This window comes from Microtetraspora sp. NBRC 16547, from assembly GCF_030268965.1.
Taxonomy (GTDB): domain Bacteria; phylum Actinomycetota; class Actinomycetes; order Streptosporangiales; family Streptosporangiaceae; genus Microtetraspora.
Genome location: NZ_BSSE01000008.1, coordinates 80,500 through 105,114, shown reverse-complemented (window position 1 = coordinate 105,114; position 24,615 = coordinate 80,500). Strand labels below are relative to the sequence as shown.

Here is a 24,615-nt window from a genome sequence, read left to right as displayed (position 1 = left end):
GGGCGCAGGCGGCGGCCACCGTGGCCGGCAGCGTGAGAAGCCGACCGTGGTCGGCCGGACAGTTGAGACATCGGGCACCATGGAGGGATGACGCGGGCAGGCGAAGATTCCGGCGGCATGTCCGATGTGCTGCTCGACCCATCGGGCATGGTCACCGATCCGCGGTTCCGCATGCTGGCCGATCTCGTCGCGGACGGCGACGTGGTGGTCCTGAGCGGGGCCGGCCTGTCGACCGAGTCCGGCATCCCCGACTACCGCGGGGAGACCGGTCGCAGGCGGCGGGCCGAGCCGATGACGTACCAGACGTTCACCGGCAGCGCCGCGGCCCGCAGGCGCTACTGGGCACGCAGCCATCTGGGCTGGCGCCACATCGCGCGCGCCACCCCCAACGCCGGCCATCGCGCGGTCACCGGACTACAGGGTCGGGGGCTGATCGCCGGGATCATCACTCAGAACGTCGACGGCCTGCACCAGAGCTCCGGTTCCCGGAACGTGATCGAACTGCACGGCAGCCTCGACCGGGTCCGCTGTCTCGCCTGCGGTGAACGCACCCCTCGCCAACTGCTCGACGAGCGCCTGCGCGCGGCCAATCCCGGCTGGCACGCCCAGATCGCCGTGATCAACCCCGACGGCGACGCCGTACTCCCCGACGACCGGATCGACGCCTTCCACGTCCAGGACTGCCACAGCTGCGGCGGCGTGCTCAAACCCGACGTGGTGTTCTTCGGAGAGAACGTGCCACGACCACGGGTCCAGGACTGCTACGCGTTGATCGAGCGCGCCGGCATGCTGCTGGTTCTCGGTTCCTCGCTGACCGTGATGTCCGGCTACCGGTTTGTACGCCACGCCGCCGAACGTGCGATACCCATCGCGATCATCAACCGGGGGGCGACCAGGGGCGACGCCCATGCCCTCCTGACCTTCGACGTCCCTCTCGGCTCGGCCCTCACCGCGCTTCTCGCGGGAGTCGATCTGGCGCGGTGAACTCAGCAGCGGTCGCCGCGCTGATCGATGCCGTCGCATGAGGCCGGACTCCCATGCCACACTTTGCCGGTGCCCAGTACGGTTATACGACGAAAAATGGCTCTTTTGGCTATACGTCGCATAGCGGCAACGATGGTGGACTATGCACTGGTCATGGCATATGTCGGGGCACTGGTGCTGATCGGTGTCTCCGTCCGCGCGGCCGGGTTCTCCCTCACCTTCGGCATCGACGGCTTCGCCGGCCGAGCGGTCGCACAACTCGCCGCCATGGCGGTGCTCACCATCCCGGCCACGATGTGGCTCGCCTCCCGTGAGGCGTCGGAGCGGCGGGCGACGCCCGGCAAGCGCCTGCTCGGGCTGGCCGTCGCCACGCGGTCGGGAGAGACGCTGAGCCGGCCGCGAGCGTTCGCCCGGTCCGCGCTCAAGCTGCTGATCCCCTGGGAGCTGGCGCACACCGCGATCTGGAACGTCTTCACCTGGCCGGGAGCGCCCAGCGACGGCCTCAACATGGTCCTGTTCGCGTTGACCTATCTGCTGCTGATCGTCTACGCCGTCACGCTCTTCCTCGGCACCGGCCGGACACCGTACGACCGGCTCTGCGGGAGCGTGGTGTCGGAACCGGCTCGGCCCGGCGGCCTCACCGCGCGGGCGCACCCGCCCGCAGGGTCAGGGCGCTGACCCGTCCGGGAAGCTCGCCCGCTCCGCCGGATGCCGTGGCCCCACGCCCTCCCGGAACGACTCCGGAAGTTGTCGGTACGGCTTGATAGGGGTGGGCGATGCGCATCTCTCGCCTCCCGCTCGACGGCCAGCTCGCCGCCATGACCTCGACCCTGCGGACCAACCGGACGCTGATGGAGGTCCTGCGGCGGGCCCGGTCGATGGAGCTGCCGGGCTGGTACGTCGCCGCGGGCGCGATCGCGCAGACCATCTGGAACGGCACCACGGGGCGGCCACCCGAGCACGGCATCAAGGACTACGACCTGATCTACTTCGACGACGGAGACCTGTCGTGGGAGGCCGAGGACGAGGTCATCCGGGCAGGCCGGAGCCTGTTCGGCGAGCTGCCCGTGGAGATCCGCAACCAGGCGCGGGTGCACCTGTGGTACGAGGACAGGTGGGGGGTGCCCTGCCCTCCCCACGACTCCACCGAGTCGGGCATCGACTCCTTCCCATGCACCACCTGTCATCTCGGCGTACGGCTGACGCCGGCGGACAGCTGGCAGGTCTACGCGCCGCGCGGCCTCTCCGACGTGTTCGACCTCGTCCTGCGCCCCAACCCCGGGTTGGCTCCGCGCGAGGTCTACGACGCCAAGGTGGCCCGGTGGACCAGGGACTGGCCCGAGCTCACCGCCTTTCCCTGGCCACTATGACGTGCCTCCCTCGCCAGTCAGCCCGCCACAGTCAGTCCGCCAAGGTCAGCCCGCCTTGGTGTTGAACGCGACCACCGCGACCAGCTTCTTCTCGCCGTACTGCTCGGAGCGATGTACCGCATGGCGAGATGCCCCATGAGGTAGTTGACGCTTGTCAGGCCCTTGGAATCCCAGAACATGTTGTCGGGCAGCCTCCCGTCGAAGGGTGCTCGCGGCGGCGGCGGAGACGGCGGGGGCGATGCGCTGGGCCAGGGCGGTGTCCTGCGGCTGGGCGAGGATCACGTTCGTGCCCGACTTTGGCCGTCGACCAGCGCGGTGATCTCCTCGTCGGTGACGACGGTGGTTACAAAGGGCATAGATCGTATCAATAGCCCCAAACCGGATCTGAGTGGATGATCTGAACGTCAGCCTCAGCTACCGTGAAGCGTTATGACTGAGTCGGGAGCCGAACCGGAAGCCAAGCCGAGAGCGGGATCGGGAGCGGGCGAGACCCATCGGGTCACCGCGTTCTGGCGCGGCCTGGGCCTGCCCGGCCTGATCGACGTGCACACGCACTTCATGCCGGAACGGGTGCTGACCAAGGTGTGGGCGTACTTCGACGCCGTGGGCCCGCTGGTCGGCCGGCCCTGGCCGATCGCGTACCGGCTGGAGGAGGACGAACGGCTCGCGCGGCTGCGATCCTTCGGCGTCCTGGCCTTCACCTCGATGCTGTATCCACACAAACCGTCCATGGCGGCCTGGCTGAACGGCTGGGCCGCGGACTTCGCCGAGCGCACGCCCGACTGCCTGCACACGGCGACCTTCTTCCCCGAGCCCGACGCCGCGCGGTACGTCACGGAGGCGATCGAGTCCGGCGCGCGGGTGTTCAAGGCCCATCTCCAGGTAGGGGCGTACGACCCGAACGACCCGCTCCTGGACGACGTCTGGGGCGTGCTCGCGGAGACCGGCGTCCCCGTCGTGGCGCACTGCGGCTCCGGGCCGGCGCCAGGGCGGCACACCGGACCCGGCCCGATCGGCGCGGTGCTCGCCCGGCACCCTCGGCTGCAGCTGATCGTCGCGCACATGGGCCTGCCGGAGTACGCCGAGTTCCTCGACCTGGCCGCCCGCCATCCGTACGTCCATCTCGACACGACGATGGCCTTCACCGGGTTCACCGAGGAGGCCACCCCGTTCCCCCTGCGGGAGCTGCCCCGGCTGCTCGACCTCCAGGACCGGATCCTGTTCGGCAGCGACTTCCCCAACATCCCCTATCCGTACGCGGACGCCCTGGAGGCTCTCGCCGGGCTCGGGCTCGGGGACGACTGGCTGCGCGCCGCCTGCCACGACAACGCCGCGCGCCTCTTCCCGGCCACGACACCCGCGGCTACACCCGCGCCGCGATCCTGAGGTCGCGCTCGACCACCTCGACGTCCTCGACGTCCTCGACGTCCTCGCCCGTCAGCCGGAGCCCGTCGGCCACACCCAGCGGGTCCCCTGCACAGCGTTCCGGGACACCTGGGGTCACGGCCGTCCGGGCAGGCCGCGCTATGTTGTGCCGCATGGACGCACGCGCGCTACGCCCGCTGGGCCGTACCCGCCTGATGGTGACCCCGCTCGGTCTCGGGCTGGCCGCAGTGGGCCGTCCCGCGTACATCACGCTCGGCCGGGCCGAGGATCTCGGCCCCGACCGGAGCGTCGCCGCGATGCGGGTGCGGGCGTGGGACCTGCTCGACGCGGCCTGGGACGCCGGGGTGCGCTACTTCGACACCGCCCGTTCGTACGGCCTGGCCGAGGAGTTCCTCGCCGGATGGCTGCGCGAGCGCGGCATCGCCCCGGGGGCTGCGACCATCGGCTCCAAGTGGGGATACGCGTACGTCGGCGGCTGGCGGATGGACGCCCGAAACCACGAGGTGAAGGAGCTGTCGGCGGGGCAGCTGCGCCGCCAGCTGGAGGAGACGCGCGCCCTGCTCGGGGAGCATCTCTCGCTCTATCAGATCCACTCCGCGACCGTGGAGAGCGGAGTGCTCGACGACGAGGAGGTGCTCGTCCGGTTGCACGCGCTGCGCGCGGAGGGAGTCGCGGTCGGGCTCAGCACGACCGGGCCGCACCAGGCCGGGACGATCGAGCGGGCGGTCGAGAGCGGGGTCTTCGACACGGTGCAGTCGACCTGGAACCTGCTGGAACGCTCCTGCGACGCGGCGCTCGCCCGCGCGCACGAGGCCGGTCTCGGGGTGATCGTCAAGGAGGCGGTGGCGAACGGGCGGCTGACCGCCCAGGCGGCACCCGCCGCGCTCGCCGAGGCGGCCCGCGAGCGCGGCGTCACGCCGGACGCGATCGCGCTCGCCGCCGTACTCGCGCGGCCGTGGACCGGGGTGGTGCTGAGCGGCGCGGTCTCGGTGCCGCAGCTGCACAGCAACCTGACCGCGGCGGACGTCGAGTGGGACCAGGAGCTCGACGAGCGCCTCGCCGGGCTGGCGGAGGATCCGGAGACCTACTGGGACACCCGGGCCGCGCTCTCCTGGCGCTGAGCCCGGTTCCCGTACCCGGTTCCTGTACCACGTCACCGCGGCCGCGCTGCCCGGCTCACATGTTGATCATGTGCCCGGCCAGGCCGTGGATCGCCTCCTTGACGGCCTCGCCCAGCGTCGGGTGCGCGTGGACGTTGCGCGCCACCTCGTTGACGGTCAGGTCCCACTGCTGCGCCAGCGTCAGCTCCGGCAGCAGCTCCGTGACGTCGGGCCCGATCAGGTGGGCGCCGAGCAGCTCGCCGTACTTCGCGTCGCTGAGGATCTTGACGAAACCGACGGTGTCGCCGAGGCCGTGCGCCTTGCCGTTCGCGCTGAAGGGGAACTTCGCCACCTTCACATCGAAGCCCTGCTCGCGCGCCTGCGCCTCGGTCCACCCGAAGCTCGCGATCTGCGGCTGGCAGTACGTCGCCCTTGGGATCATGACGTAGTCCAGCTCCATGGTCTCGGCGTTCGCGATCGTCTCGGCCGCGACGACGCCCATGGCCTCGGCCGCGTGTGCGAGCATCAGCTTCGCCGTGACGTCGCCGATGGCGTAGATGTGCGGGACGCTGGTGCGGCACCGGCCGTCCACGTCGATGGCGCCCCGGTCGGTCACGCGTACCCCGGTGTTCTCCAGGCCGTATCCCGTGACGTTCGGCTGGAACCCGATGGCCTGCAGCACCTTGTCGGTCTCCAGGACCTGCTGCCTGCCCTCGTGCGACACCGTCACCCGGACCTTCTCGCCCGTGTCGTCGATGCCCTCGACCCGGGTGGAGGTGAGGACGTTGACGCCGAGCCGCCGGTAGCGCCGCGCCAGCTCAGCCGACACCTCCGCATCCTCCAGCGGGACCATCCGGTCGAAGAACTCCACGATGGTCACGTCCACGCCATAGCTGTTCAGCACGTAGCCGAACTCCACGCCGATGGCGCCCGCTCCCGCGATCACGATGCTGCCCGGCAGCTTGTCGCTGAGGATCTGCTCCTCGTACGTCACGACCCGCTCGCTCAGGGACGTGCCCGGCAGCAGCCTCGGGGACGCGCCCGCCGCGATGATGCAGGACCCGAACGTCACCGTCTCGGAGCCGCCGTCGTTCAAGGCCACCTGCAGGGTGTTGGCGTCGGTGAAGTGGCCACGCCCCTCGAACTGGGTGATCGCGTTCTTCTTCATCAGGTAGTGGACGCCCTTGACCCGGCCGTCCGCGACCTTGCGGCTGCGCTCGTAGGCCACCCCGTAGTCGAAGCCGACCTCGCCGTCGACGCGGATGCCGTACGTCTTCGCCTCGTTGGCGAACAGGTGCACCAGCTCGGCGTTGCGCAGCAGCGCCTTGGACGGGATGCACCCGACGTTGAGGCAGACGCCGCCCCAGTAGCGTTCCTCGATCACGGCCGTTTTGAGCCCGAGTTGGGCCGCGCGGATCGCCGCGACATATCCGCCTGGGCCGGCACCAAGCACGACCACGTCAAAGTGTTTGCTCATGGGCCAACAATAGGACGCGCCCCCGGACGCCGACCCGTCGCGCCGCCTGCCGTTTCAGGGTGGTCCGCATGTGATCGCGTGGACGCGCCGGTGCCGGGTATCACGCGCGGATGACCAGCGAGAAGGTCGCCTTCACCGGCGTACGGCAAACCCTCCTCGTCACCCTGTACGGCAGAGCGCTCGACAGCCGCTCGGACCACCCCGTCCTCGGGGACAGGACGGCGCAGGACACGGTCCGCCGTGTCGCGTACGACTTCACCACGTTCCGCATGAGCGGCGGCGAGGCGGCCGTCGTCGCCATGCGGGGACGGCAGTTCGACGAATGGACCGCCGAGTTCCTCGCCGCCCACCCGGACGCCACCGTTGTCCATCTGGGATGCGGCCTCGACGGCCGGGTCTTCCGGATCGCCCCGCCCCCCAGGGTGCGGTGGTTCGACGTGGACTACCCCGAGGTCGTCGACTTGCGCCGTCGCCTGTATCCCGAAAGTCCCGGATATCGGCTGATCGGATCGTCGGTGACCGATCCCGGATGGCTGCCCGAGATCCCTGGGGACCGCCCCACCCTGGTCGTGGCCGAGGGACTCACGATGTACCTCACCGACTCCAGCGTGGAGACGCTCGTCCACCGGATCGCCAACCACTTTTCCGTGGGCGGCCAGATCGTCTTCGACGCGGTCAGCCCGCTCGGCATACGGGCCCAGCGGCTCAACCGCATCCTGCGTACCACCGGCGCTACCCTCACCTGGGGTCTCGACGATCCCCATCGCCTGGAGAGCTGGGATCCACGATTCACGCTGCTCACCGAACTGGCCGTCGTGGACCTCCCCTGGATCGACCGCCTGCCGCCGCGCTACCGGTTGGCCTGCCGCCTCATGCAGCTGATCCCGGCGCTCCGAAAGGTGGGCCTCCTCCTGCGCTACCAGTTCTCCCCGTGACCGGTTGTCCCTGGCCTCCCCACCTCCACTCCGCTCCCCGCCACACCCAACTCGCCGTCGCCCGATACGCCGTCGCCCGATACGCCGTCGTCACGAAGCCCCGCCGCCATGAACGGGCGCGTATCGGCCCGCACGCCGCCGTTTCCGCCGAACCGGGGGTGGCCTGGCAGATCCGGGTCAGAAGGGCGGGATGTCGTCGGCCGGGTCGGGCGGCGGGCCGGACGTGGTTTCGGGTCCTGCCTCTTGCGCCGGGCTCGGTGCGGGGATGGGTTCTTCCCACCAGGCGGGTTCGTAGGTCCAGGTCGGCAGGAACGGGAGTTCGTCGTTGGCGGGGTCGGTGATGCTGCCCGCGCCATACCCGACAGCTGCGAGCCCGCCTACTCCGCTGGTTCCCGACCTGTCGGGCATGGCCCAGCCTGCAGGGGCGAAGGGCTCCGGCAGGGATTCGATGATCGGCGGCGGCTGAACCGGATAGCGGTGGCCGGTCCGGCTGATCCAGGTCACATGTCCTGGCGCGGTCTGGATGACCCGCCAGCCGTTGTCGCGCAGGTCATGGTCATGCGCACACGCGGCAGCCAGGTTGTCCTCGGTCGTGGGGCCGCCGTGGGCGTACTGGCGGGTGTGATCCAGCTCCGACCGGGTGGCCGGAGCACGACAGCCGGGATGGGAGCAGACCCTGTCGCGGATCTCGATCCGCCGCCGCAGTCCCGCTGTGGGGAACCGCCGCCGCGCATCCCCACCGGCCGCCCCACAGCCGACCACAGACCCTCGGGCAGCGTCGTTCTCCACAGCACCCTGCCGTACAGGCCCGCCTGCCGCAGCGCCGTCCCCCGCCGAACCATCACCTGCCGAAACGTCACCCGCAGAACTGCCACCAACAGAAGCGTCACCCGCCGAACCATCACCAGAAGCGTCACCCGCGGAACCATCACCTGCCGAACCGTCACCCGCACTGTGGCCGTGGCCGTCATCGTCGGTCGGAAAGCTCTGTTCGATGGCCTGGTCGTATTGGCGCATGACGTCAGCGATCACACCGGCCCAGCCGCCCTGGGCGTGGATGTCGGCGTACAGCGCCCGCAGCAGCGACAGCGGGAACTGCAACTCGACGATCCCACGACGGCGGACCGACACAGCCCTCGCGCGGGGATCCCCTTCTCGCTCCTGGTCCGACTCGTGGGCAGGCTTCGCCCTTGTCCCGCCGATGTCTGCGGAAGCGGTATCAGCTGCGGGGCGGGGCGTGGATGAGGTGTCAGGCGCGCGGCCGGGGCCGGGCGCCTCACAGGAATCGGACGCGTAAGGCGCGGCTGGTACCGGACCAAGCGCCGGCGGGGAACCGCGGCCGCCTGCGGGGCCGGAGTCCTGTTGACGACCGGCGGTCGGGCGGGATGCGGGAGGTGACGGTGTTGGAGGGGTCGGGCGGCGGGGCCACCCCGCAGGGCGGCGTCGGGTGATCCCGGCGTAGAGGAGGTGACCGTCCTCATCGCAGATGGCGAACCGCCACTCGCCGCCGATCTGTCGTTTGGCGAGCCTGCGGGCCAGATGAGCGTGAATCGGCCCCCACCCGGCAAGCTCTGAGGGCAGGTCGTCCAGGTGCATGAGCGTGGACACTCGAACCCGCAGCTCACCCGCCGCGAACCCCACCGGCTCCACCACGCCCGCGCTCGACTTCACGCTGCCGCCCTGAGCACTCCCAGCGCCACCGTCACCACGGCTACGGCTACGGCTGTGGCCACCATGGCCGCTGTCTCCATCGCCGTCGTCCTTACTGCCGTCCCGGCCGCTGTCGCCGTCGCCACTCCCACCACAGCCACCGCCGCCGCCGTCGCCGTCATCAGGGGCGCCCGCGTGGCTATCGCCACAGCCGTCATCGCCGTCGTCGCTGTCATTGGGGTCGTCCGCGCCGCCAGCGCCACAACCGCCAGGGCCACCGTCGCCGCCGTTGCCGTCACCGGGGGCGCCCGCGTGGCTATCGCCACAGCCGTCATCGCCGTCGTCGCTGTCATTGGGGTCGTCCGCGCCGCCATCGCCACAACCGCCAGGGCCACCGTCGCCGCCGTCGCCGTCATTGGGGGCATCCGCTCCGCCAGCGCCACAGCCGCCATCGCTGTCACCACAGCCACCGTCGCCATCGCCGAAGTCGTCGCCGGTGTGGTCGGGGTCGTCCCAGCTTTGGGGGTCGGGGTCCCCGCCTTGGGGGCCGGGGCCGTCCCAGCCGCAGGGGTCGGGGTCCGCGCCCTGGGGGTCAGGGTCGTCGAAAGGGGCGTCGGAGAGCTGGTCGTCGTAGTCGTCCTCCTCACCGGCCGCCTTACGGGCGGCGTTGGCGAACAGGACAGCGATGATCGCGTCGTCGTCCAGGCCCGACATGCTCCCCTCAAGCAAGCCGAGAAACACATCCGCCCGCACATGATCAATCGGGGCGTGCAGGCCACTCTTCTTCGCCCGCACCGCGATCGCATCCACCCGCGCGATCGCAGCGGCCGCCTGATCCACCGGCAACTGCTCGCCGGTGATACTCGCCGAACCATCGGCATGCCGCACCCCGATCACCCGCCGCTGGTGAACAGCCCGCTCATACTTACGGCGCGCCCAAGCCGGATCCGCGGCGATCAACAACTTCTTGATCTTCTCCCGCAGCTCACTCGTCGTCCACTTGCCCGCCTTGGGCAGCAGATGATCGGCGACAGCGCGGGCGAGTTCGATGGGGACGTCTTCCAGCCAGTCGCAGAACACCACCGCCCGCGCCTTGTCGATCAAACCCGCCGACAGGGCGTCCCGCACCCGCGGGAGACGAACTTTCAGGTCGTAGGCGAACCCGTATTCCCGCTCGGCGGCCCGGCGGGTGAGCCCCAACGCCGACCTGACCTCATCGGGTGAGTTCTTGTCCGGCTCCGCCATTTTCTCCATGCCGGAGACGGAAATCTCATACAGGCCGACTTCGGCCATCACGGTGGCTTTCCGGGCTTGCATGTGCGCTTCGAGGCGGGCGTATGCCTGCATGACGATGACGGCGTCGAAGCCGTCCAGCCTGGCGATATCGATCCCATCGAGCACGGCGGCCAGCTCCACGCCGGGGGCCATCAGCTCCAGGCCGGCGGGGATCGGCTGCCGTTCGATAATCACACCCGAACGCTAACAACCCCCACCGACAAAAACGCCTCCCAGACGACCCCGATAAAGCGCCGAAAAGAATTCACCTGGAATCACAGTTCTACTCCAATAACTCTTCTGCGATGACTAGAACGATCACGGGTGAGGGTGCATCCGATCCGTTCAGTCCCCAGCGGGCCCGGTGATCTCCAGCCGGTCGCCGACCAGATGGCAGGCTGTTCCCTCAATCACGCCGGTGGCGATCGGCCAGCCCTGCTCCAATGCACGGTCGTAACGTGGAAACTCCCGGGGGCTCGACAGGTAGCGGACAGCGGCCTGCAGGGCGTCGCGCCGATGGTCGGGCATCGTGGCGGGGCCTGGGTTGTCAGGTCGGCGATGACCGGACGGTGTCGTCCAGCGCGCCCAGGTCAACGTTGACGTCTGGTGACGCGAGGCGGGGCCTCTTTGGAACGATCCATATGCGAGCCTCACCGAAGGGTGCAAACATCGCCGGGCGACCTGGAAGGTGAATAACTTGAGTGAGCCCGCGGTTTGGCCGAACGAGACGACGGTGCCGTTGATGCCGTGCGCGTCAGTGGAGGAGACTTTGGCGTTCTATGAGGCGCTGGGGTTCGAGGCGACCTATAAACAAAGCAAGCCCTATGTCTATCTGGCGCTGCAGTGGAGCGGATTCCAGCTGCACTTCGGCCCGGCGCCCAAGGGCCTGGATCCGGCCCGGGAGGGGTCCGGAGGCTGCCTGGTCATGGTCGACGCCGTGGCGCCGTACCATGCGGCGTTCGTCGCGGCGATGCGCCGAGTCTACGGGAAAGTGCTGAGTTCCGGCCTTCCGCGGATCACCCGCTACCGGCCCGGCGCGTCCCGGTTCACGCTGATCGATCCGTCCGGGAACTCGATCATATTCATCCAGCGCGACGAGCCCGCCGAGCTGGAGTATGGCGGCTCGAAGAAGCTGACGGGCCTGGCCAAGGCGCTCGACAACGCCCGGATACTGCGCGAGTTCAAGAACGATGACCTGCAGGCCTTCCGTGCGCTCAAGTCCGCGGTGCGCAGGCACGGAGCGGACGCCTCGCTGGTCGAGCGGGCCATCGCCCTGTGCCACCTCATCGACTTGGCCATGGTCCTCGGTGAGCCCACCGATCCCTGGCTCGCCGATCTGCGTGGTCTGGAGCTCACCACTGACGACAAGCAGCGCATCGAGTCGGAACTCGGGCATCTCGCCGGACTTCAGGACTGGCTGTCGTCAGCTTCTCGGCCCTGAAGGGCCAAGCTTGCGGCTCCTCGCCGTACCTGGCAGGTACGGGTCAGGCCGCGTCGTCGGCAGCGTGACTCACTGCCCAACCCGCGACACCGCGCGAGGCGATGTTGCGGGCCGCGTTGACGTCGGCGTGCTCAGCGAAGCCGCACAACGTACACGAGAAAGTTGCCTGGCCCGGCCGGTTGGCCTTGTCCACATGCCCGCAGGCCGAGCAGGTCTGGGAGGTGTAGGCCGGATCGACGTGGATCACGGCGACCCCATGCCGGGCCGCCTTGTAGGCGATGAAGCTCCCCAACTGGTGGAAACTCCACGAGTGCAGCGTGACCCGCTGGGGCTTGCGGAGCCGTACCCGGTCACGGATCCCGCCCAGGTCTTCCAGGGCGATGCCGCGTCCGGTGCGTTCTGCCTCGGTCACGATGCGTTTGGCGATGCGGTGATTGGTGTCGGCGGCAAACCGCGCTTCCTTGCGGCGGCGCTTCTTCAGCAGCCGTTTGGCGGACCTGGTGGCCTTGGCCTGCAAACGGCGGCGCAGCTCCCGGTTGCGGTGGCGGACCGCGTTCAGGCCCTTACCGCAGTGGCGGGCGCCGTCGCTGGTGGTGGCGATGTTGGCGATGCCCAGATCCACACCTATGAACCCGTCGGGTTCGGTGACCGGAACATCAGGGATCTCACACGTCGCGTACAGAAACCACATGCCGTCCCGGCAGACCAGGTCGGATTCGCCCTTCCGGTACAAGGCGAGCGTCTTGAGCTGGTCGGCCGACCCGACGAACGCGACATTCTTCAACCGGCCGGCCGTGGTCCAGATCGACACCGTGCGCGCGTCGATCTGCCAGGACAGGCAGCGGTCATCGAACGGCTGCGCGGCACCGGCGCGGAAGGCGATCGGTTTGCTCTCGGCCCGCGCGCGGCGCCGGGAGCCTTCCGGTCCCAGGTTCTTGGCCCGGATGTTGGCTTTCAGTGTGGTGTAGGCGTCGGCGACCTTCTTGATCACATGTTGGGCGGCTTGCGCCCCCAACCCGCGCGCTTTCACCTCGCGATAGGTGTGCTTGCGCAGCGCGTACTCGCGCCGGTCCCCGGTTGTGAACGCGGTCGCCGAGGCGAAGTTCGCGGCGTCGTTGCAGGCGCGCAGGGTCGCCTCCAGCGCCGCCGCCTGCTCGGGCGTCGGCCGGAGCCTCACCTGCACCACCAGCTTCACATCGAACACATTATCGGCTGGTGCGCGTCGCCGTGATGGAAACCGAAACCGGATATCCGCAGACGTCGCGGTGTGGTCTACCGGTCTACAGCCTCCACGCGCATTCGGTCTTCCCCACCACGTACCGGCGTGGTGTGTTCACGGGCGAACTCCTGTCACGCTGCGAGGAGATCATGATCGAGGTGTGCGACAGTTTCGGAGCGGAGCTGCGCGAGTTCAACGGCGACAGCGACCACGTGCATCTGCTGGTGTGCTACCCACCCAAGGTGGCCCTGTCCGTCCTGGTCAACTCCCTCAAGGGCGTCTCGGCACGCCTGCTGCGCAAGGAGTTCCCCAGCCACATCCGCAAGTATCTGTGGGGCGGGCACTTCTGGCCTCCGTCCTACTTCGCCGCCTCCTGTGGCGGTGCCCGCCGAGACGGCAGACTCAGTCGGCTGCCGCTGTCGATCATCAGGAAGTACATCGAGAACCAGAAACGCCCGGACTAGCGTCCTGGCGGGGAGAGGGAAGCGATTCCTCCCGGGCGTGAACGCCCGGGGTTCCTCGCTAAATCACGCTCAATGTGATGCGGCTCCTTCTGAGGAAGCAAAGTTGATCAGGCGGTGAGGTTGTATTCGTCCTGGTTGTGAGCGTGGTGAACGCGGCGGTGCTCTCGAATGAGGTGGTAGCGCCTCCGAGCCGGGCACCACACTGTGCGCCGAGGAAGCGCCGCCAAGGCCAGCGGCCGGTCCGTGCCCGCCGAGGCGACCGGCGGGTTCTGCGCCGGAGCGGGTCCGTGCCGAAGATGGTCCGAGCCTGCCTGAGATGGTCCATGCCGGAGATGGTTCGTACTGGAGAAGGTCCGTCCGGAGATGGTCCGTGCCGCAGTTCGCGACCAGTACACCGCCGACCATGGGCGTGACCGCCGGCGGCGGGGTGACCGGATGGCCCTGGCAGAGATGGCCGCAGGCGAGAACGGCGGTAAAGCCGCCCGATATGGAGGAGCGCAGAGCCGATGCGAGGGCGGCGGGGAGCGGAGCGGAGGTGGGTGGTTGTGGAGGCGCGCGTAGGACCGTGCCAGCAACCACCGCGCCCGCGAACGCCGCGACAGCGGCATCACCAGGACGCAACTATCACGGCGCGCCGGAACAACCACCCACCGCAGCGCAGCGCAGCGACTTGGCCTACGGCGAATCAGACATCCGCGAAGTGTTGATGAAAGAACCTTCCGCAGTGATCGAAACACTTTCGAGAAACGTGCTCGATCACACGGAGGACTCGGCGGCCTGAGCCGCCCCACTGTCCTGGCCGGACTCCCCCACCGTCCTGGCCAAGCCGCCCCACCGTCCTGGCCAAGCCGCCCCACTGTCCTGGCCGGACTCCCCCACCGTCCTACCGTTGGGCTCCCCCACCGTCCCGGCCGGGCTCCCTACCGTCCGGCCTGTTCCGTACCGTACGAAGACGGCTGGCATGCTGGGAACATGGCCGGACAGGAGCTGTCCGTCACCGTCGCGCCCGAGTTGCGGCTGTTCCTCTCGCCTCGCCTGAGACGCGGCGAACCGGGGCCCGAGGGGACTGGAGAGACCGGAGCCGCGGACGCCCGAGCGGGGGAGACCGAGGTTCGGGTCGCCTATGACGGGACCTCGTCCCTCGGGCATGTGGTCGGGTCGATGGGCGTGCCGCTCACAGAGGTCGGCTCGCTGGCGGTGAACGGGCGTAGGGTGCCCCCGTCGTACCGACCGGGCCCGGGCGAGGCCGTACGCGTGCTGGGGATCGAGCGGCCGCAGCGCGTCCCGTCGCCCAGGTTCTTGCTCGACGTCCATCTGGGCACGCTGGCCCGGCGGCTGCGCGTGGTGGGCGTCGACGCCGCGTACCGGAACGATCTGGACGATGACACGTTGATCGAGCGGGCGAATGCCGAGCGGCGCGTGTTGCTGACACAGGATCGCGGGCTGCTCAGGCGCAGGGCATTGTGGTTGGGGGGATATGTCCGGGGCACCCGGGCGGACGAGCAACTTGCCGATGTGCTGGACAGGTTCGCGCCGCCGCTGGACCCATGGACGCGGTGCACGGCGTGCAACGGATTGCTGGTGCCGACGGGCAAGGCGGAGGTGGAGCGGATGTTGCCGCCGGGGACGCGCCGCACCTATGAGACGTTCGCCCGCTGCGGCGTGTGCCACCGGGTCTACTGGCACGGCGCGCACGGCGGCCACCTTGAGGCGATCATCGCCAAGGCTCGCCAACTCATGTGACATGTCCGGAATATGCAAACGACAGCCAGGCGCACTTCGCCCGGGTGTTCCGCGCGCTCGGCAGGCCCACTTCGGCCGGGTGTTCCGCGCGCTCACCGGGCAAGCCCACTTCGCCCGGGTGTTCCGCGCGCTCACCGGGCAAGCCCACTTCGGCCACACCCCAGCCAGGCCCGGTCAGCCGGAGTCGTACGGCAGCCGCCGCTGGATGGCGAGCAGCCACGCGATGGCCGGCAGGACCAGCAGCGCGCCCACCCCGAGCACGATCAGCGTGACGACGAGCACCTCGGGCCCCGCCGCCGCCTGCCGGTAGGTGAAAGCGGGCGGCAGCATCACGGGATACTGCGCGAGCGGCCACCCCCACATGACCGCGGTCACCGCGAGGATCGCCGTGACCCGGACCAGCAGGTAGGCGCGCGCCAAGAGCAGCCCGAGGGACGCGATCCCCATGGCGGCGCTGGCCACGACGGCGGGCAGCGCACGATGGGTGAGCCCGGCGAAGAGCGCGGGGGCGTCCAGGCGCAGTACGGCGATGCCCGCGAGCGCGACCACCCCCACCACGATCCCGGTGCCGATCGCCCTCCGGCGGAACCCTGCGGGGTCGAGCCCGGCCCGTACGGCGTCGTCGCACAGGTAGACGGCGGCCAGGTAGGCGCAGACGCCCACGGCGAGCACCCCGCCGTACATCGAGGTGGGGTTCACCCAGCTCGACAGCAGGTTTCCCGCGGCCAGGCCGGGCGGGACGCGGCCCGAGGCGATGGCGCCCGCGACCGTGCCCAGAAAGAACGGCGTGAGCACGGACGAGATCGCGAAGGACGCGCCGAACAGGCGTTGCTGCCACCATTCGGTGCTGGCCTTGCGGAAGACGAACGCCGAACCCCGGAAGATGATCCCGAGGGCGGCCAGCGTCAACGGGATGTAGAGCGTGGACATGATCGCCGCGAACACCGGCGGGAACCCGGTCCACAGGACGACCAGCACGAAGATCAGCCATACGTGGTTGGCCTCCCAGACCGGCCCGATCGCGTGCTCGATGAGCTTCCTGTTCTGGTGCTCGCGCCCGGCGAGCAGGTCCCAGACGCCGCCACCGAAGTCGGCGCCGCCCAGCAGCGCGTAGAGGGTGAGCCCCACCCACATCACGACCAGCAGGATCTGCGCGGCATCCATCAGTCGCGCTCCTGCGGGGCGAACGGCCGGACCGGCGCGGTCCTCGTCATGCGCCGCAGCACGTAGACGGTCGCCACGGTGAGGACGACGTAGACCAGCGCGACGATGAGGAACCCGATCCAGAGGCCGGGCGCCGGGTTCACCGCCTCGACCGTGCGCATCCTGCCGTACGCGATCCAGGGCTGGCGGCCCACCTCGGTCACGATCCAGCCCGCCTCGACCGCGACGACCGCGGCCACCCCGGCGACGGCGGCCAGCCGCAGGAACCACGGGGAGCGGGGCAGGTCCCGCCGCCGCCACCAGGTCAGCGCCAGCCAGGCGGACAGCAGGAGCAGGAAGAACCCGATCCCCACCATCGTGTCGAATCCCAGGTGGACGGGGTTGACCGGCGCCCGGTCGCGCGGGGGGACCAGGTCCAGGCCCTTCACGACCGTCGCGGGGCTGAACCCGACGAGCATCGACAGGCCGCTCGGGATCTCGACCGCGTAGTGCAGCGCGTCGCCGTACGCGATGCCGCCGAGGCTGAGCGGTGCGTGCGAGCGGGTGAGGAAGAGCCCCTCGGCCGCCGCGAGCTTGGCCGGCTGGTACTCGGCGAGGAACTTCGCCGCGTAGTCGCCGACGACGATCTGGATCGGCGAGAGCACCGCGCCGAGGGTGAACGGGATCAGGAACCCCAGCCGGTGGTAGCGGTCCCGGTGTCCGCGCAGCAGGGCCACCGCGTACACCCCGGCGGTGGCGAAAGCGGCCACCATGAACGCCGCCACGATCATGTGGATGGTCTGCGGCGGCGTGGCGGGGTTGAACATGGCCGCCCACGGGTCGACCCGGGTCACCCGGCCGTTCTCCAGGTCGAAGCCGCGCGGCTGGTTCATCCAGGCGTTGGCCGCCACCACGAAGAACGCCGACGACACGCCCGCGATCGCGATGGGCACCCCGCTCAGCAGGTGAGTGCGCGGCGACAGCCGGTCCCAGGCGTACAGGTAGATGCCGAGGAAGATCGCCTCGATGAAGAAGGCGACTCCCTCCATCGCGAACGGGACCCCGATCACCTGGCCGTACACGTCCATGAGGCCCGGCCACAGCAGGCCCATCTCGAAGCTGAGGATCGTGCCGGACACGGCGCCCACGGCGAAGAGCACGCCGATGGCCTTGGCCCAGCGCCGCGCCAGCAGCATGAGGTCGGCGTCACCCGTGCGCACGGCCCGCCATTCCACGAAGAGGAGCAGGCCGGGCATGCCCACGCCCAGGCAGGCGAGGATGATGTGCCAGCCGAGCGAGAGGCCCATCTGCAGCCGCGCCGCGAGCATGTCGGCCGGGCTGGCCGGGCCCGCCGCGAGGGCGAGCGGGCTCATCACGGCATCGCTCATCACGGCATCGCTCGCCATGGCAGCGCTCACCACGGCAGCGCTCATCATGGCAGCGCTCACCACGGCAGGGCTCACCACGGCAGGGCCCAATCGGATGACATATCACGACAAATCCCCATCGCGCATCGCCAGTAAACGACACTGGGCACACATATGATGCCGCTGCGTAATCTGCGCGTAATCGACGGGTGATCGGCGGGTAATCGACGGAACGGTGCCGCGACCTGAGGTCACAGCGCGCGCTCAGGCGACGGCCGGGTACGGCCGCGGGTCGATTTCGGGCGGTTCAGCGTGCCACGCTGAGCGCGAGGGCGAAGTCGCCGTCCGGGTCGGTGTACCAGCGGTCGAGGTCGAAGCCCGCCCGCGCCAACTCGCCCTCGACGCCCTCCTTGCGGAACTTTGCGCTGATCTCGGTGCGCATCTCCTCCCCGCGCACGAAGCAGACCGAGAGGTCGAGATCGCGTACGTGCACCCGCATGGGACGGGTGGCGCGCAGCCGCATCTCAATCCACTCGTTCTCCTCGTCGTACCGGGCGACGTGCGCGAAGTCGTCCGGGACGAAGTCGGCGCCCAGCTCCCTGTTGATCACGTGCAGCACGTTGCGGTTGAACGCGGCCGTCACCCCCTCGCCATCGTCGTACGCGGCGAGCAGGCGGCCCGGGTCCTTCACCAAATCCACTCCGAGGAGGAAGGCGTCGCCGGGCTTCCTGGTGGAGCGCAACTCCTTGAGGAACACCTCCCGAGCCTCGGGATCGAGGTTGCCGACGGTCCCGCCCAGGAAGGCCACCATCCCCGGCGGCAGCAGCGACAGGTGGTGCTCGAAGTCCGCGCACACCGGTCGTACGGCGAGGCGGGGGAAGCGCGCGGACAGCCGCCGCGCGGTGGCCCGGAGCGTGACCGCGTCCACGTCCACCGGCATGTAGACGCGCATGCCGGAAAGCAGCAGGCCGGTCTTCTCGCTGGTGCCGGAGCCGAGCTCGATCAAGGTGTCGGAGCCGCTCCGCCGCACGATGTCGGCGGCGTGGGACCGGAGGATGGCCAGCTCCCGCCGGGTCGGGTAGTACTCCTCCAGCCGGGTGATCCGAGAGAACAGCTCGCTGCCCGCCGCGTCGTAGAACCACTTGGGCGGCAGCCACTTCGGTTCGGAGGCGAGTCCGGTGCGTACGTCGCGTTCGAGTGCCTGGCGCAGATAACCGCCATCGAGATGGTTGATCACTTCCGCTCCTCGGATACGTGTCAGTTGCCGTGCTTGACGGGTCAGATACGTGTCACGCTCACGCCGTCGGGGGAGGCGAGAACCAGGGTCCGGTCGTCGACGGCACGCCAGCCCGGCCTGCCGTCCAGGGGCTCGCTCGCCAGGAGCACGCCCTCGTGAACATGGGTGAAAAGGGTGTCGCCCCACGCGGTGGCGACGATCTCGGTTCCCCCGCAGACGAGCAGGTTGAGCCGGGCCGCCGGATCCGCCCGCGCCGCCTCGGTGACGACCCGCGCCACCGCCTCGGCCACCGGCATGCCAGCGCGGAGCCGCGTGAACACGGCGGAGGCGAGCCACGCCGAGTCGCACGGGCTCTCGGGCTCGGTGTCGTCGAACACGCCGCTCCCGGCGACGGCCTCGCGCTCCACCCGGCCGTTGTGGCTGAGCAACCACCGCCCGTCGGCGAAGGGCGCCGTCGCGCTCTCCTCGATCGGCATGCCCGCGGTCGCGGACCGCACGGCCGCCAGCAGGCAGCCCGACCGCGCCACCTCGGCCAGCCCGGCCAGGTTGGCGTCCGCCCAGATGGGCACCGATCGGCGGTAGCGGACCGGCTCGGCCCGCGCCGGGTCGTACCAGCCCATGCCGAACCCGTCGGCGTTGACGGTCCCGTACCGCTGCAGCCGGGGCGCGTACGCCTGCCGGAGCAGGCCGTGCTCCGGGTCACCGATCAGCGACGACAGCGGCCGGGATGGCCCCAGCCAGGCCGCGTGCCTGCACACGCGCCCCTCACCCGGCCCCGCGGGCGCACCGGAACCCGGCGAAGATCTGCCGCCGGATCGGATAGTCCCAGTTGCGGAACGTCGTACGGACGGCCGTGGGGTGGGTGGCCCACGATCCACCGCGCAGCACGCGGTAGGTCTCGCCGAAGAACACCTCGCTGTATTCGGCGTAAGGGAAGCTGCGGAACCCCGGATAGGGCTGGAACCAGGACCCGGTCCACTCCCACACGTCGCCGATCAGCTGCTCCGCGCCGTACGGCCCGGCCCCGGCGGGGTACGCGCCGACGGGCGCCGGCCTGGCCGCCCGGTGGCCGACGTTGGCCTGGTCCGCCCCGGGGCCGGTGTCGCCCCACGGGAAGGTCCGGCCGCCGCAGGCCTTCTCCCACTCCGCCTCGGTCGGCAGCCGCTTGCCCGCCCACCGGGCGTAGGCGTCGGCCTCGTACCAGGAGACGTGCTGCACCGGCTCGTCCGGCGGCACCGGCTCCATCCGGCCGAAACGGCTGCGCCACCAGCCGTCATCGCCGTTCCCGGTCCAGAACAGCGGGGCGTGGATTCCCTGCTTCTGGAGCCACGCCCAGCCTTCCGGCCGCCACCAGCGCGGGTCGCCGTACCCGCCCTCCCCGATGAAGACGAGATAGTCGCGGTTGCTCACCGGCCAGCGGTCGATCCAGTACCCCGGCAGGTCCACCAGATGGGCGGGCCGCTCGTTGTCGTACGCCCAGGGCAGCGTGTCCGTCCCCATCATGAAGGGACCCGGAGGCACGAAGACCTCGGCGGGCGACGCCCCGGCCCGCGGGACGGAGGGATGGCGGCCGGGTGGGAGCTCGCCGTCCCGGACCAGCCCCGGCTCCCCGGACAGCTGCAGGGTGGCGAGCATCGTCTCGTCGTGCTGGTGCTCGTGCTGGACAACCAGGCCGAACACGAAACCTCCCGCGCGCAGCGGGTCGGGGTCGTCCAGGTCGACGGAGTCGAGCACGTCGAGGACCCGGCCCCGCACGCCGGAGATGTAGCGCCGCGCCTCCGCCGGGCTCAGGAGGGGAAGCGCGGGCCGGTCCTGGCGCGCGTGCTTGAACGCGTCGTACATGTCGTCGATCTCGGGCCGGAGCGGGGTGATCCCCCCGGCCTCGCGCAGCACCCACAGCTCCTCGTAGTTGCCGACGTGGGCGAGATCCCACACCAGCGGGGACATCAGCGGCGAGTGCTGGCGCACCAGCAGGTCGTCCTCGATGTCCGTGTACGCGAGCGACCGCTCCCGCGCGGCGGCCAGCTCGAAGGCGATCAGCTCCCTCCCCGGGCGAGTCTGCGAGGCCGGTCGCGGGTTCCGTTCCGGCTGGGCGAGCCGTTCTCTCATACGCGCGTCTCCAGGTCCAGGGCCGGGGAGCGGCCGGGTTCGATGTGCCGGGCGGCGAACATGTCCACCCGGTCGACCAGCCAGGGCTCCGCCCCCAGACGGGGCAGCGCCTCGGCCGCGGCGCGGAAGCACGTCTCGGCCGCCCGTCTCAGGCGGGGTTCGGCGAGGCCGAACCGGGCGGCCCGCGTCCAGGCCCCGCGCACCGGCCAGGCCGCGTCGAGTGCCGTGTCCCCCGCCCGGTCGTCCGTGACGAGCGCGTGGAGCACCGCCACGCAGACCGGCCAGTCGTCCGGCCCCTGGGCGTCGAGGTAGCGCGTCTCCATCCAGCCGCGCGGCCGTACCGGCGGGAAGAGGGTCGTCGCGTGGTAGGCCAGGTCGTCGCCGGTCGGCGGCCTCCCGGCGACCCGCGCGAAGTCCCGGTACGGCGAGCCGTCCAGGACCACCCGGCACCCGACGGCACCGTCCGCCGCTCCCCTGGCCTCGGCCGCGCGGTCGCGGACCAGCATGAGCCGGGCGTCGAGGAGGTACTCGGCCCACTCCGCCGCCGGGTCGCCCCCCGACGCCACGGGGGCCGTCCTGGTCCGGTCCAGGTGGTGCCAGACGGCCTGGCGGCCGGACATCCACCCGTCCCTCGGCGAGTTGGCGAAGGCCGCGACCAGCACCGGCCCGAGCAGGTGGGCCCGGTTCCAGCGGGCGCGGGGGTGCGCCCCGAAGTCGAGGTTCACCTGGACGGAGGCCGTCGAGCACATCATCAGCCGCCCGTACGGCAGGCCCAGGAAGGCCGCCATCGCGTCGTACCTCGGCAGGCGGAGCTGGCGCCTGGGCGGCCGGAGCTGGTCGAGGGCGCGGCCTCCGAGCACCAGCCCGGCTCCGGAGAACGCGAGCCGTACGGCGTCCAGGTCGGCGACGAGACCCGCCACGGCCTGCGACAACGAGAGCGGGGGTGCGGCGAGCTCCAGCTGCCCGCCCGGCTCGAACGTGGCGCGGCTCCCGCCGGGCAGCGGTGGAAGCGCGTCGGCGACGCGGGCGATGGGCACCTGGCGCGTCGGCGTCTCCGCGTCAAATACCAGGAACTCCAGCTCTACGCCCACCCGGTCCGTTTCGGTGCGCTGGAAGCACCCCCGTGCAAAAGCCTCAACATCCGTCATCGCCCCTCCAGCTACGGGTCCCGAGTCATCCCCATTGTGACCGACCTGTAGCGCAAAGTAGTTGAAAGTGAGCTTTGATCTGTTTTGGGAGTCAAGCGGCGGGAGACCAGTCGCGGTTGTCCATGCGGATCAGCGAGACGCCGACCGTCCCGAACGCCACGAGCAGGATGATCGGACCGGCGAGCCCCAGCCACAGGTTCCACGCGCTGGCGCCGAAGAGCCAGACGAGCATCCCGACGAGCACGGCGGCGGGGCTGGACGTGACGGTCGAGGTCACCGGCGTCAACCGGCTCCTCGCCAAGCTCGGCCTGCGCGACCGCGCCCAAGCCGTCCGGTACGCGTACGAGTCGGGGGTCGTCCGTCCGGGCGATGCCGGTAGCGTTGGGTGATATGACAGCTATCGATCCCGGCACCACTCCCGACACCATGGGTGCGCACGGCATTGGCGTTGCGACGATCGCCTCGGACGGCACCGTTCTCGACACCTGGTTCCCCGCCCCCGCCCTGGGCGATCCCCCGTCCGTGGGATCGCAGCGGCTGGCCGCCTCGGACGCGGGCGAGCTCGGCGCGCTCGTCGGCGCCGACCCGGCGCGCGGTGTCGAGGTGGTCGCGGTCCGCACCGGCATCGCCAAGCTGTCCGAGCCTCCGGTGGACGCGCACGACGCCTACCTGCGGCTGCACCTGCTGTCCGCCCGGCTGGTCCGCCCGCACGGGCTCAACCTGGACGGCCTCTTCGGCCTGCTCACCAACGTTGTGTGGACCAACCACGGCCCGTGCCCGGTCGACGGCTTCGAGAACACCCGGCTCCGGCTGCGGGCGCGCGGCCCGGTGACCGTCCACGGCGTGGACAAGTTCCCCCGGATGGTGGACTACGTCCTTCCGTCCGGCGTCCGGATCGCCGATGCCGACCGCGTACGGCTCGGCGCCCACCTGGCGGCCGGCACCACCGTGATGCACGAGGGCTTCGTCAACTTCAACGCCGGCACGCTGGGCACCTCCATGGTGGAGGGCCGCATCTCCGCCGGGGTCGTCGTGGGCGACGGGTCGGACGTCGGCGGCGGCGCGTCCATCATGGGCACCCTCTCCGGCGGCGGCAAGGAGGTCATCTCCATCGGCGAGCGCTGCCTGCTCGGCGCGAACTCCGGCATCGGCATCTCCCTCGGCGACGACTGCGTGGTCGAGGCCGGGTTGTACGTCACCGCCGGCACCAAGGTCACCCTCCCCGACGGGAGCACGGCCAAGGCCAAGGAGCTGTCCGGCCGCTCCGGCATGCTGCTGCGCCGCAACTCCACCACGGGCGCCGTCGAGGTCGTCCCGCGCAAGGGCACCGGCATCGAGCTGAACGCCGCCCTGCACGTCAACGACTGACAGTGATGATGTAGAGGTCTTCCGGTCCGCGGAGGTCGCGCGCGGCTCGCCGGTGCTGCACCGGCGAGCCAGGCCGCCGCGGACTGTGCCGCCGCGGACCGGGAAACCGTCGTACAGGATGTGGCCATGATCTCCAGAGAGCTGTACCACGGCACCGGCCCCGGGCCCGTCACACCAGATGGGTGCGCGGTGGACTACTACGCGATGCTGACCCCCAACGGTGAGCCGGAGCTCATCCACGCCGCCATCCCCGAGGAGGCCTCCATCCTCGAACTCGGCGCGGGAGCGGGCCGGATCACGCACAGCCTGCTGGCCCTCGGGCACGAGGTGGTCGCCGTGGACGAGTCGCCCGAGATGCTCGCGCACATCAAGGGAGCCGAGACCGTTCCCTCCCCCATCCAGTCGTTGGCGCTCCCCCGGAAGTTCGACGTCGTCCTCCTCATGTCATTCGTGATCGAGACGGCCGATGACGGGATGCGCCAGACGTTCCTGCGCACCTGCCGCGAGCACGTCGCCGACGGCGGGTCCGTGATCCTCCAGCGCAAGTCGCCCGAGTGGTACGACACGGTCGAGCCCTTCGAACGGGAGGCCGAGGACGGCCGTGTCGTCCGCATGACGGGAATCAGCCGGCCGGAACCCCACCTTCTCAGGGCGACCATGGAGTACACCGTCGGCGACCGGCGATGGACCCACACCTTCGTGAGCAGGCGCCTTGACGACGACTTCCTCGCGGCCGAGCTCGACGCCGCGGGGTTGACGATGTCGGGTTTCCTGGAGGGGAACCGCGAATGGGTCAGCGCTCTGCCGCAGGTCGGTTGAGCCGGCGAACCGGGAGCGGCCTGTCCCTGAGACGGCCCCGGAGCATCCCCTGACTTGTCCCTGAGGTTCCCCTTCACCGGGAGACTTCCGGGCGGCGAGGGCATAGCGTCGAAGCATGGGACGCATTCTTCTGATCGCCGCGCTGGTCGTGGTCGGCCTCCTCCTCATCGGCTCCATCATCGGGCTGGTCTTCAGCGCCCTGAAATGGGTCCTGATCATCGGCGCGATCGTCCTCGGCGTGATGCTCATCATGAAGAGCACCGGTTCACGCCACCACTGACCGCCGGAAAGCCGCCACCGACCGCCGGAAAGGGGCGGGCCCCGCCGGAATCGACGGGGCCCGCGGAGGAGACGCGGCTCAGACGGACGCGGCTCGGATG

General features: G+C 70.2%; 27 protein-coding genes. 14 read left to right on the top strand and 13 right to left on the bottom strand.

The window, feature by feature from the left end; translation table 11 throughout:
* Nucleotides 1-87: 87 nt before the first annotated feature.
* The 3 genes from QSK17_RS14170 to QSK17_RS14160 all read left to right on the top strand — a co-directional run bounded on the left by QSK17_RS14170 (nt 88) and on the right by QSK17_RS14160 (nt 2,354).
* Nucleotides 88-984, top strand: a complete 897-nt coding sequence (locus QSK17_RS14170; protein WP_285705154.1) for an NAD-dependent protein deacetylase — start codon at nt 88-90, stop codon at nt 982-984.
* Between the two features lie 27 nt (nt 985-1,011).
* Nucleotides 1,012-1,662: an RDD family protein gene (locus QSK17_RS14165; protein ID WP_352231798.1), complete on the top strand. Its 651-nt coding sequence runs from the start codon at nt 1,012-1,014 to the stop codon at nt 1,660-1,662.
* A gap of 98 nt (nt 1,663-1,760) precedes the next feature.
* Nucleotides 1,761-2,354 carry a nucleotidyltransferase family protein gene (locus tag QSK17_RS14160; RefSeq protein WP_285705152.1) on the top strand — a complete coding sequence of 198 codons (594 nt, stop codon included), beginning with the start codon at nt 1,761-1,763 and terminating at the stop codon, nt 2,352-2,354.
* A 45-nt stretch (nt 2,355-2,399) separates the two neighbouring features.
* Here the strand turns inward: QSK17_RS14160 and QSK17_RS14155 are convergent, their stop codons facing one another.
* Nucleotides 2,400-2,636, bottom strand: a complete 237-nt coding sequence (locus tag QSK17_RS14155; RefSeq protein WP_285705151.1) for a hypothetical protein — start codon at nt 2,634-2,636, stop codon at nt 2,400-2,402.
* A 147-nt stretch (nt 2,637-2,783) separates the two neighbouring features.
* On the opposite strand from QSK17_RS14155, the gene QSK17_RS14150 reads away from it, so the two are divergent.
* On the top strand, nt 2,784-3,740 hold the full coding sequence (locus tag QSK17_RS14150; RefSeq protein WP_285705150.1) for an amidohydrolase family protein: 957 nt from the start codon (nt 2,784-2,786) through the stop codon (nt 3,738-3,740).
* Here QSK17_RS14150 and QSK17_RS14145 read toward each other — a convergent pair.
* A complete protein-coding gene (locus QSK17_RS14145) occupies nt 3,718-3,858 on the bottom strand; it encodes a hypothetical protein (RefSeq protein ID WP_285705149.1) in 141 nt (46 codons plus the stop codon). The genes QSK17_RS14150 and QSK17_RS14145 overlap by 23 nt on opposite strands.
* 34 nt (nt 3,859-3,892) lie before the next feature.
* On the opposite strand from QSK17_RS14145, the gene QSK17_RS14140 reads away from it, so the two are divergent.
* Nucleotides 3,893-4,861, top strand: coding sequence for an aldo/keto reductase (locus QSK17_RS14140; protein ID WP_285705148.1), 969 nt, complete (start codon nt 3,893-3,895; stop codon nt 4,859-4,861).
* Nucleotides 4,862-4,916: 55 nt separating this feature from the next.
* Here the strand turns inward: QSK17_RS14140 and lpdA are convergent, their stop codons facing one another.
* A complete protein-coding gene (gene lpdA, locus QSK17_RS14135) occupies nt 4,917-6,317 on the bottom strand; it encodes a dihydrolipoyl dehydrogenase (protein WP_285705147.1) in 1,401 nt (466 codons plus the stop codon).
* A gap of 110 nt (nt 6,318-6,427) precedes the next feature.
* On the opposite strand from lpdA, the gene QSK17_RS14130 reads away from it, so the two are divergent.
* Entirely contained in the window at nt 6,428-7,252 is an 825-nt protein-coding gene (locus QSK17_RS14130) for a class I SAM-dependent methyltransferase (protein WP_285705146.1), read from the top strand.
* A gap of 177 nt (nt 7,253-7,429) precedes the next feature.
* Here the strand turns inward: QSK17_RS14130 and QSK17_RS14125 are convergent, their stop codons facing one another.
* Together QSK17_RS14125 and QSK17_RS14120 are read right to left on the bottom strand one after the other, a co-directional pair.
* A complete protein-coding gene (locus tag QSK17_RS14125) occupies nt 7,430-10,372 on the bottom strand; it encodes an HNH endonuclease signature motif containing protein (protein WP_285705145.1) in 2,943 nt (980 codons plus the stop codon).
* 150 nt (nt 10,373-10,522) lie between these two features.
* On the bottom strand, nt 10,523-10,705 hold the full coding sequence (locus QSK17_RS14120) for a hypothetical protein (protein WP_285705274.1): 183 nt from the start codon (nt 10,703-10,705) through the stop codon (nt 10,523-10,525).
* 169 nt (nt 10,706-10,874) lie between these two features.
* On the opposite strand from QSK17_RS14120, the gene QSK17_RS14115 reads away from it, so the two are divergent.
* Nucleotides 10,875-11,618 (top strand): DUF8817 family protein, encoded by a 744-nt coding sequence (locus QSK17_RS14115; RefSeq protein WP_502889206.1) that lies wholly within the window; start codon nt 10,875-10,877, stop codon nt 11,616-11,618.
* A gap of 43 nt (nt 11,619-11,661) precedes the next feature.
* Here the strand turns inward: QSK17_RS14115 and QSK17_RS14110 are convergent, their stop codons facing one another.
* Entirely contained in the window at nt 11,662-12,813 is a 1,152-nt protein-coding gene (locus QSK17_RS14110; protein ID WP_285705144.1) for an RNA-guided endonuclease InsQ/TnpB family protein, read from the bottom strand.
* A 35-nt stretch (nt 12,814-12,848) separates the two neighbouring features.
* Between QSK17_RS14110 and tnpA the strand changes: the two genes are divergently transcribed.
* From tnpA to QSK17_RS14095, 3 genes are all read left to right on the top strand, one after another.
* Nucleotides 12,849-13,301 (top strand): IS200/IS605 family transposase, encoded by a 453-nt coding sequence (tnpA, locus tag QSK17_RS14105; RefSeq protein ID WP_285705271.1) that lies wholly within the window; start codon nt 12,849-12,851, stop codon nt 13,299-13,301.
* A gap of 565 nt (nt 13,302-13,866) precedes the next feature.
* On the top strand, nt 13,867-14,082 hold the full coding sequence (locus tag QSK17_RS14100; RefSeq protein WP_285705143.1) for a hypothetical protein: 216 nt from the start codon (nt 13,867-13,869) through the stop codon (nt 14,080-14,082).
* Nucleotides 14,083-14,273: 191 nt separating this feature from the next.
* Nucleotides 14,274-15,044, top strand: coding sequence for a Mut7-C RNAse domain-containing protein (locus QSK17_RS14095; protein ID WP_285705142.1), 771 nt, complete (start codon nt 14,274-14,276; stop codon nt 15,042-15,044).
* 174 nt (nt 15,045-15,218) lie between these two features.
* Here the strand turns inward: QSK17_RS14095 and QSK17_RS14090 are convergent, their stop codons facing one another.
* From QSK17_RS14090 to QSK17_RS14060, 7 genes are all read right to left on the bottom strand, one after another.
* Nucleotides 15,219-16,208, bottom strand: coding sequence for a cytochrome d ubiquinol oxidase subunit II (locus QSK17_RS14090; protein WP_285705141.1), 990 nt, complete (start codon nt 16,206-16,208; stop codon nt 15,219-15,221).
* On the bottom strand, nt 16,208-17,593 hold the full coding sequence (locus QSK17_RS14085; RefSeq protein WP_285705140.1) for a cytochrome ubiquinol oxidase subunit I: 1,386 nt from the start codon (nt 17,591-17,593) through the stop codon (nt 16,208-16,210). The genes QSK17_RS14090 and QSK17_RS14085 overlap by 1 nt, the downstream gene beginning before the upstream one ends.
* Nucleotides 17,594-17,861: 268 nt before the next feature.
* Nucleotides 17,862-18,791, bottom strand: coding sequence for an L-histidine N(alpha)-methyltransferase (gene egtD / locus QSK17_RS14080; RefSeq protein WP_285705139.1), 930 nt, complete (start codon nt 18,789-18,791; stop codon nt 17,862-17,864).
* A 41-nt stretch (nt 18,792-18,832) separates the two neighbouring features.
* Nucleotides 18,833-19,549: an ergothioneine biosynthesis protein EgtC gene (egtC, locus tag QSK17_RS14075; RefSeq protein WP_285705138.1), complete on the bottom strand. Its 717-nt coding sequence runs from the start codon at nt 19,547-19,549 to the stop codon at nt 18,833-18,835.
* A 7-nt stretch (nt 19,550-19,556) separates the two neighbouring features.
* The gene (gene egtB / locus QSK17_RS14070; protein WP_285705137.1) at nt 19,557-20,900 is read right to left on the bottom strand and encodes an ergothioneine biosynthesis protein EgtB; all 1,344 of its coding nucleotides are present in this window, start codon (nt 20,898-20,900) and stop codon (nt 19,557-19,559) included.
* On the bottom strand, nt 20,897-22,048 hold the full coding sequence (locus QSK17_RS14065) for a glutamate-cysteine ligase family protein (RefSeq protein ID WP_285705136.1): 1,152 nt from the start codon (nt 22,046-22,048) through the stop codon (nt 20,897-20,899). Before QSK17_RS14065 ends, egtB begins: the two co-directional genes overlap by 4 nt.
* A 91-nt stretch (nt 22,049-22,139) precedes the next feature.
* Complete coding sequence (locus tag QSK17_RS14060; RefSeq protein WP_285705135.1) at nt 22,140-22,325, bottom strand: hypothetical protein; 186 nt, start codon at nt 22,323-22,325, stop codon at nt 22,140-22,142.
* Between QSK17_RS14060 and QSK17_RS14055 the strand changes: the two genes are divergently transcribed.
* The 4 genes from QSK17_RS14055 to QSK17_RS14040 all read left to right on the top strand — a co-directional run bounded on the left by QSK17_RS14055 (nt 22,309) and on the right by QSK17_RS14040 (nt 24,515).
* Nucleotides 22,309-22,437, top strand: a complete 129-nt coding sequence (locus QSK17_RS14055) for a helix-turn-helix domain-containing protein (RefSeq protein WP_285705134.1) — start codon at nt 22,309-22,311, stop codon at nt 22,435-22,437. The genes QSK17_RS14060 and QSK17_RS14055 overlap by 17 nt on opposite strands.
* Nucleotide 22,438: 1 nt before the next feature.
* The gene (dapD, locus tag QSK17_RS14050) at nt 22,439-23,416 is read left to right on the top strand and encodes a 2,3,4,5-tetrahydropyridine-2,6-dicarboxylate N-succinyltransferase (protein ID WP_285705133.1); all 978 of its coding nucleotides are present in this window, start codon (nt 22,439-22,441) and stop codon (nt 23,414-23,416) included.
* 126 nt (nt 23,417-23,542) lie between these two features.
* Nucleotides 23,543-24,235 (top strand): class I SAM-dependent methyltransferase, encoded by a 693-nt coding sequence (locus QSK17_RS14045; protein WP_285705132.1) that lies wholly within the window; start codon nt 23,543-23,545, stop codon nt 24,233-24,235.
* Between the two features lie 115 nt (nt 24,236-24,350).
* Nucleotides 24,351-24,515, top strand: a complete 165-nt coding sequence (locus QSK17_RS14040; protein WP_285705131.1) for a hypothetical protein — start codon at nt 24,351-24,353, stop codon at nt 24,513-24,515.
* The last annotated feature ends 100 nt before the right edge of the window (nt 24,516-24,615 follow it).

Bases quoted from the DNA above. Each gene is read 5' to 3' on its own strand.
- QSK17_RS14165 (WP_352231798.1), top strand. From the start codon at position 1,012: ATGCCGTCGCATGAGGCCGGACTCCCATGCCACACTTTGCCGGTGCCC.
- QSK17_RS14140 (WP_285705148.1), top strand. From the start codon at position 3,893: ATGGACGCACGCGCGCTACGCCCGCTGGGCCGTACCCGCCTGATGGTG.
- QSK17_RS14095 (WP_285705142.1), top strand. From the start codon at position 14,274: ATGGCCGGACAGGAGCTGTCCGTCACCGTCGCGCCCGAGTTGCGGCTG.
- dapD (WP_285705133.1), top strand. From the start codon at position 22,439: ATGACAGCTATCGATCCCGGCACCACTCCCGACACCATGGGTGCGCAC.
- QSK17_RS14065 (WP_285705136.1), bottom strand. From the start codon at position 22,048: ATGACGGATGTTGAGGCTTTTGCACGGGGGTGCTTCCAGCGCACCGAA.
- QSK17_RS14040 (WP_285705131.1), top strand. From the start codon at position 24,351: ATGGGACGCATTCTTCTGATCGCCGCGCTGGTCGTGGTCGGCCTCCTC.
- QSK17_RS14130 (WP_285705146.1), top strand. From the start codon at position 6,428: ATGACCAGCGAGAAGGTCGCCTTCACCGGCGTACGGCAAACCCTCCTC.
- QSK17_RS14160 (WP_285705152.1), top strand. From the start codon at position 1,761: ATGCGCATCTCTCGCCTCCCGCTCGACGGCCAGCTCGCCGCCATGACC.
- QSK17_RS14150 (WP_285705150.1), top strand. From the start codon at position 2,784: ATGACTGAGTCGGGAGCCGAACCGGAAGCCAAGCCGAGAGCGGGATCG.
- QSK17_RS14120 (WP_285705274.1), bottom strand. From the start codon at position 10,705: ATGCCCGACCATCGGCGCGACGCCCTGCAGGCCGCTGTCCGCTACCTG.
- egtB (WP_285705137.1), bottom strand. From the start codon at position 20,900: ATGAGAGAACGGCTCGCCCAGCCGGAACGGAACCCGCGACCGGCCTCG.
- tnpA (WP_285705271.1), top strand. From the start codon at position 12,849: ATGGAAACCGAAACCGGATATCCGCAGACGTCGCGGTGTGGTCTACCG.
- QSK17_RS14085 (WP_285705140.1), bottom strand. From the start codon at position 17,593: ATGGCGAGCGATGCCGTGATGAGCGATGCCGTGATGAGCCCGCTCGCC.
- lpdA (WP_285705147.1), bottom strand. From the start codon at position 6,317: ATGAGCAAACACTTTGACGTGGTCGTGCTTGGTGCCGGCCCAGGCGGA.
- QSK17_RS14170 (WP_285705154.1), top strand. From the start codon at position 88: ATGACGCGGGCAGGCGAAGATTCCGGCGGCATGTCCGATGTGCTGCTC.
- QSK17_RS14090 (WP_285705141.1), bottom strand. From the start codon at position 16,208: ATGGATGCCGCGCAGATCCTGCTGGTCGTGATGTGGGTGGGGCTCACC.
- QSK17_RS14045 (WP_285705132.1), top strand. From the start codon at position 23,543: ATGATCTCCAGAGAGCTGTACCACGGCACCGGCCCCGGGCCCGTCACA.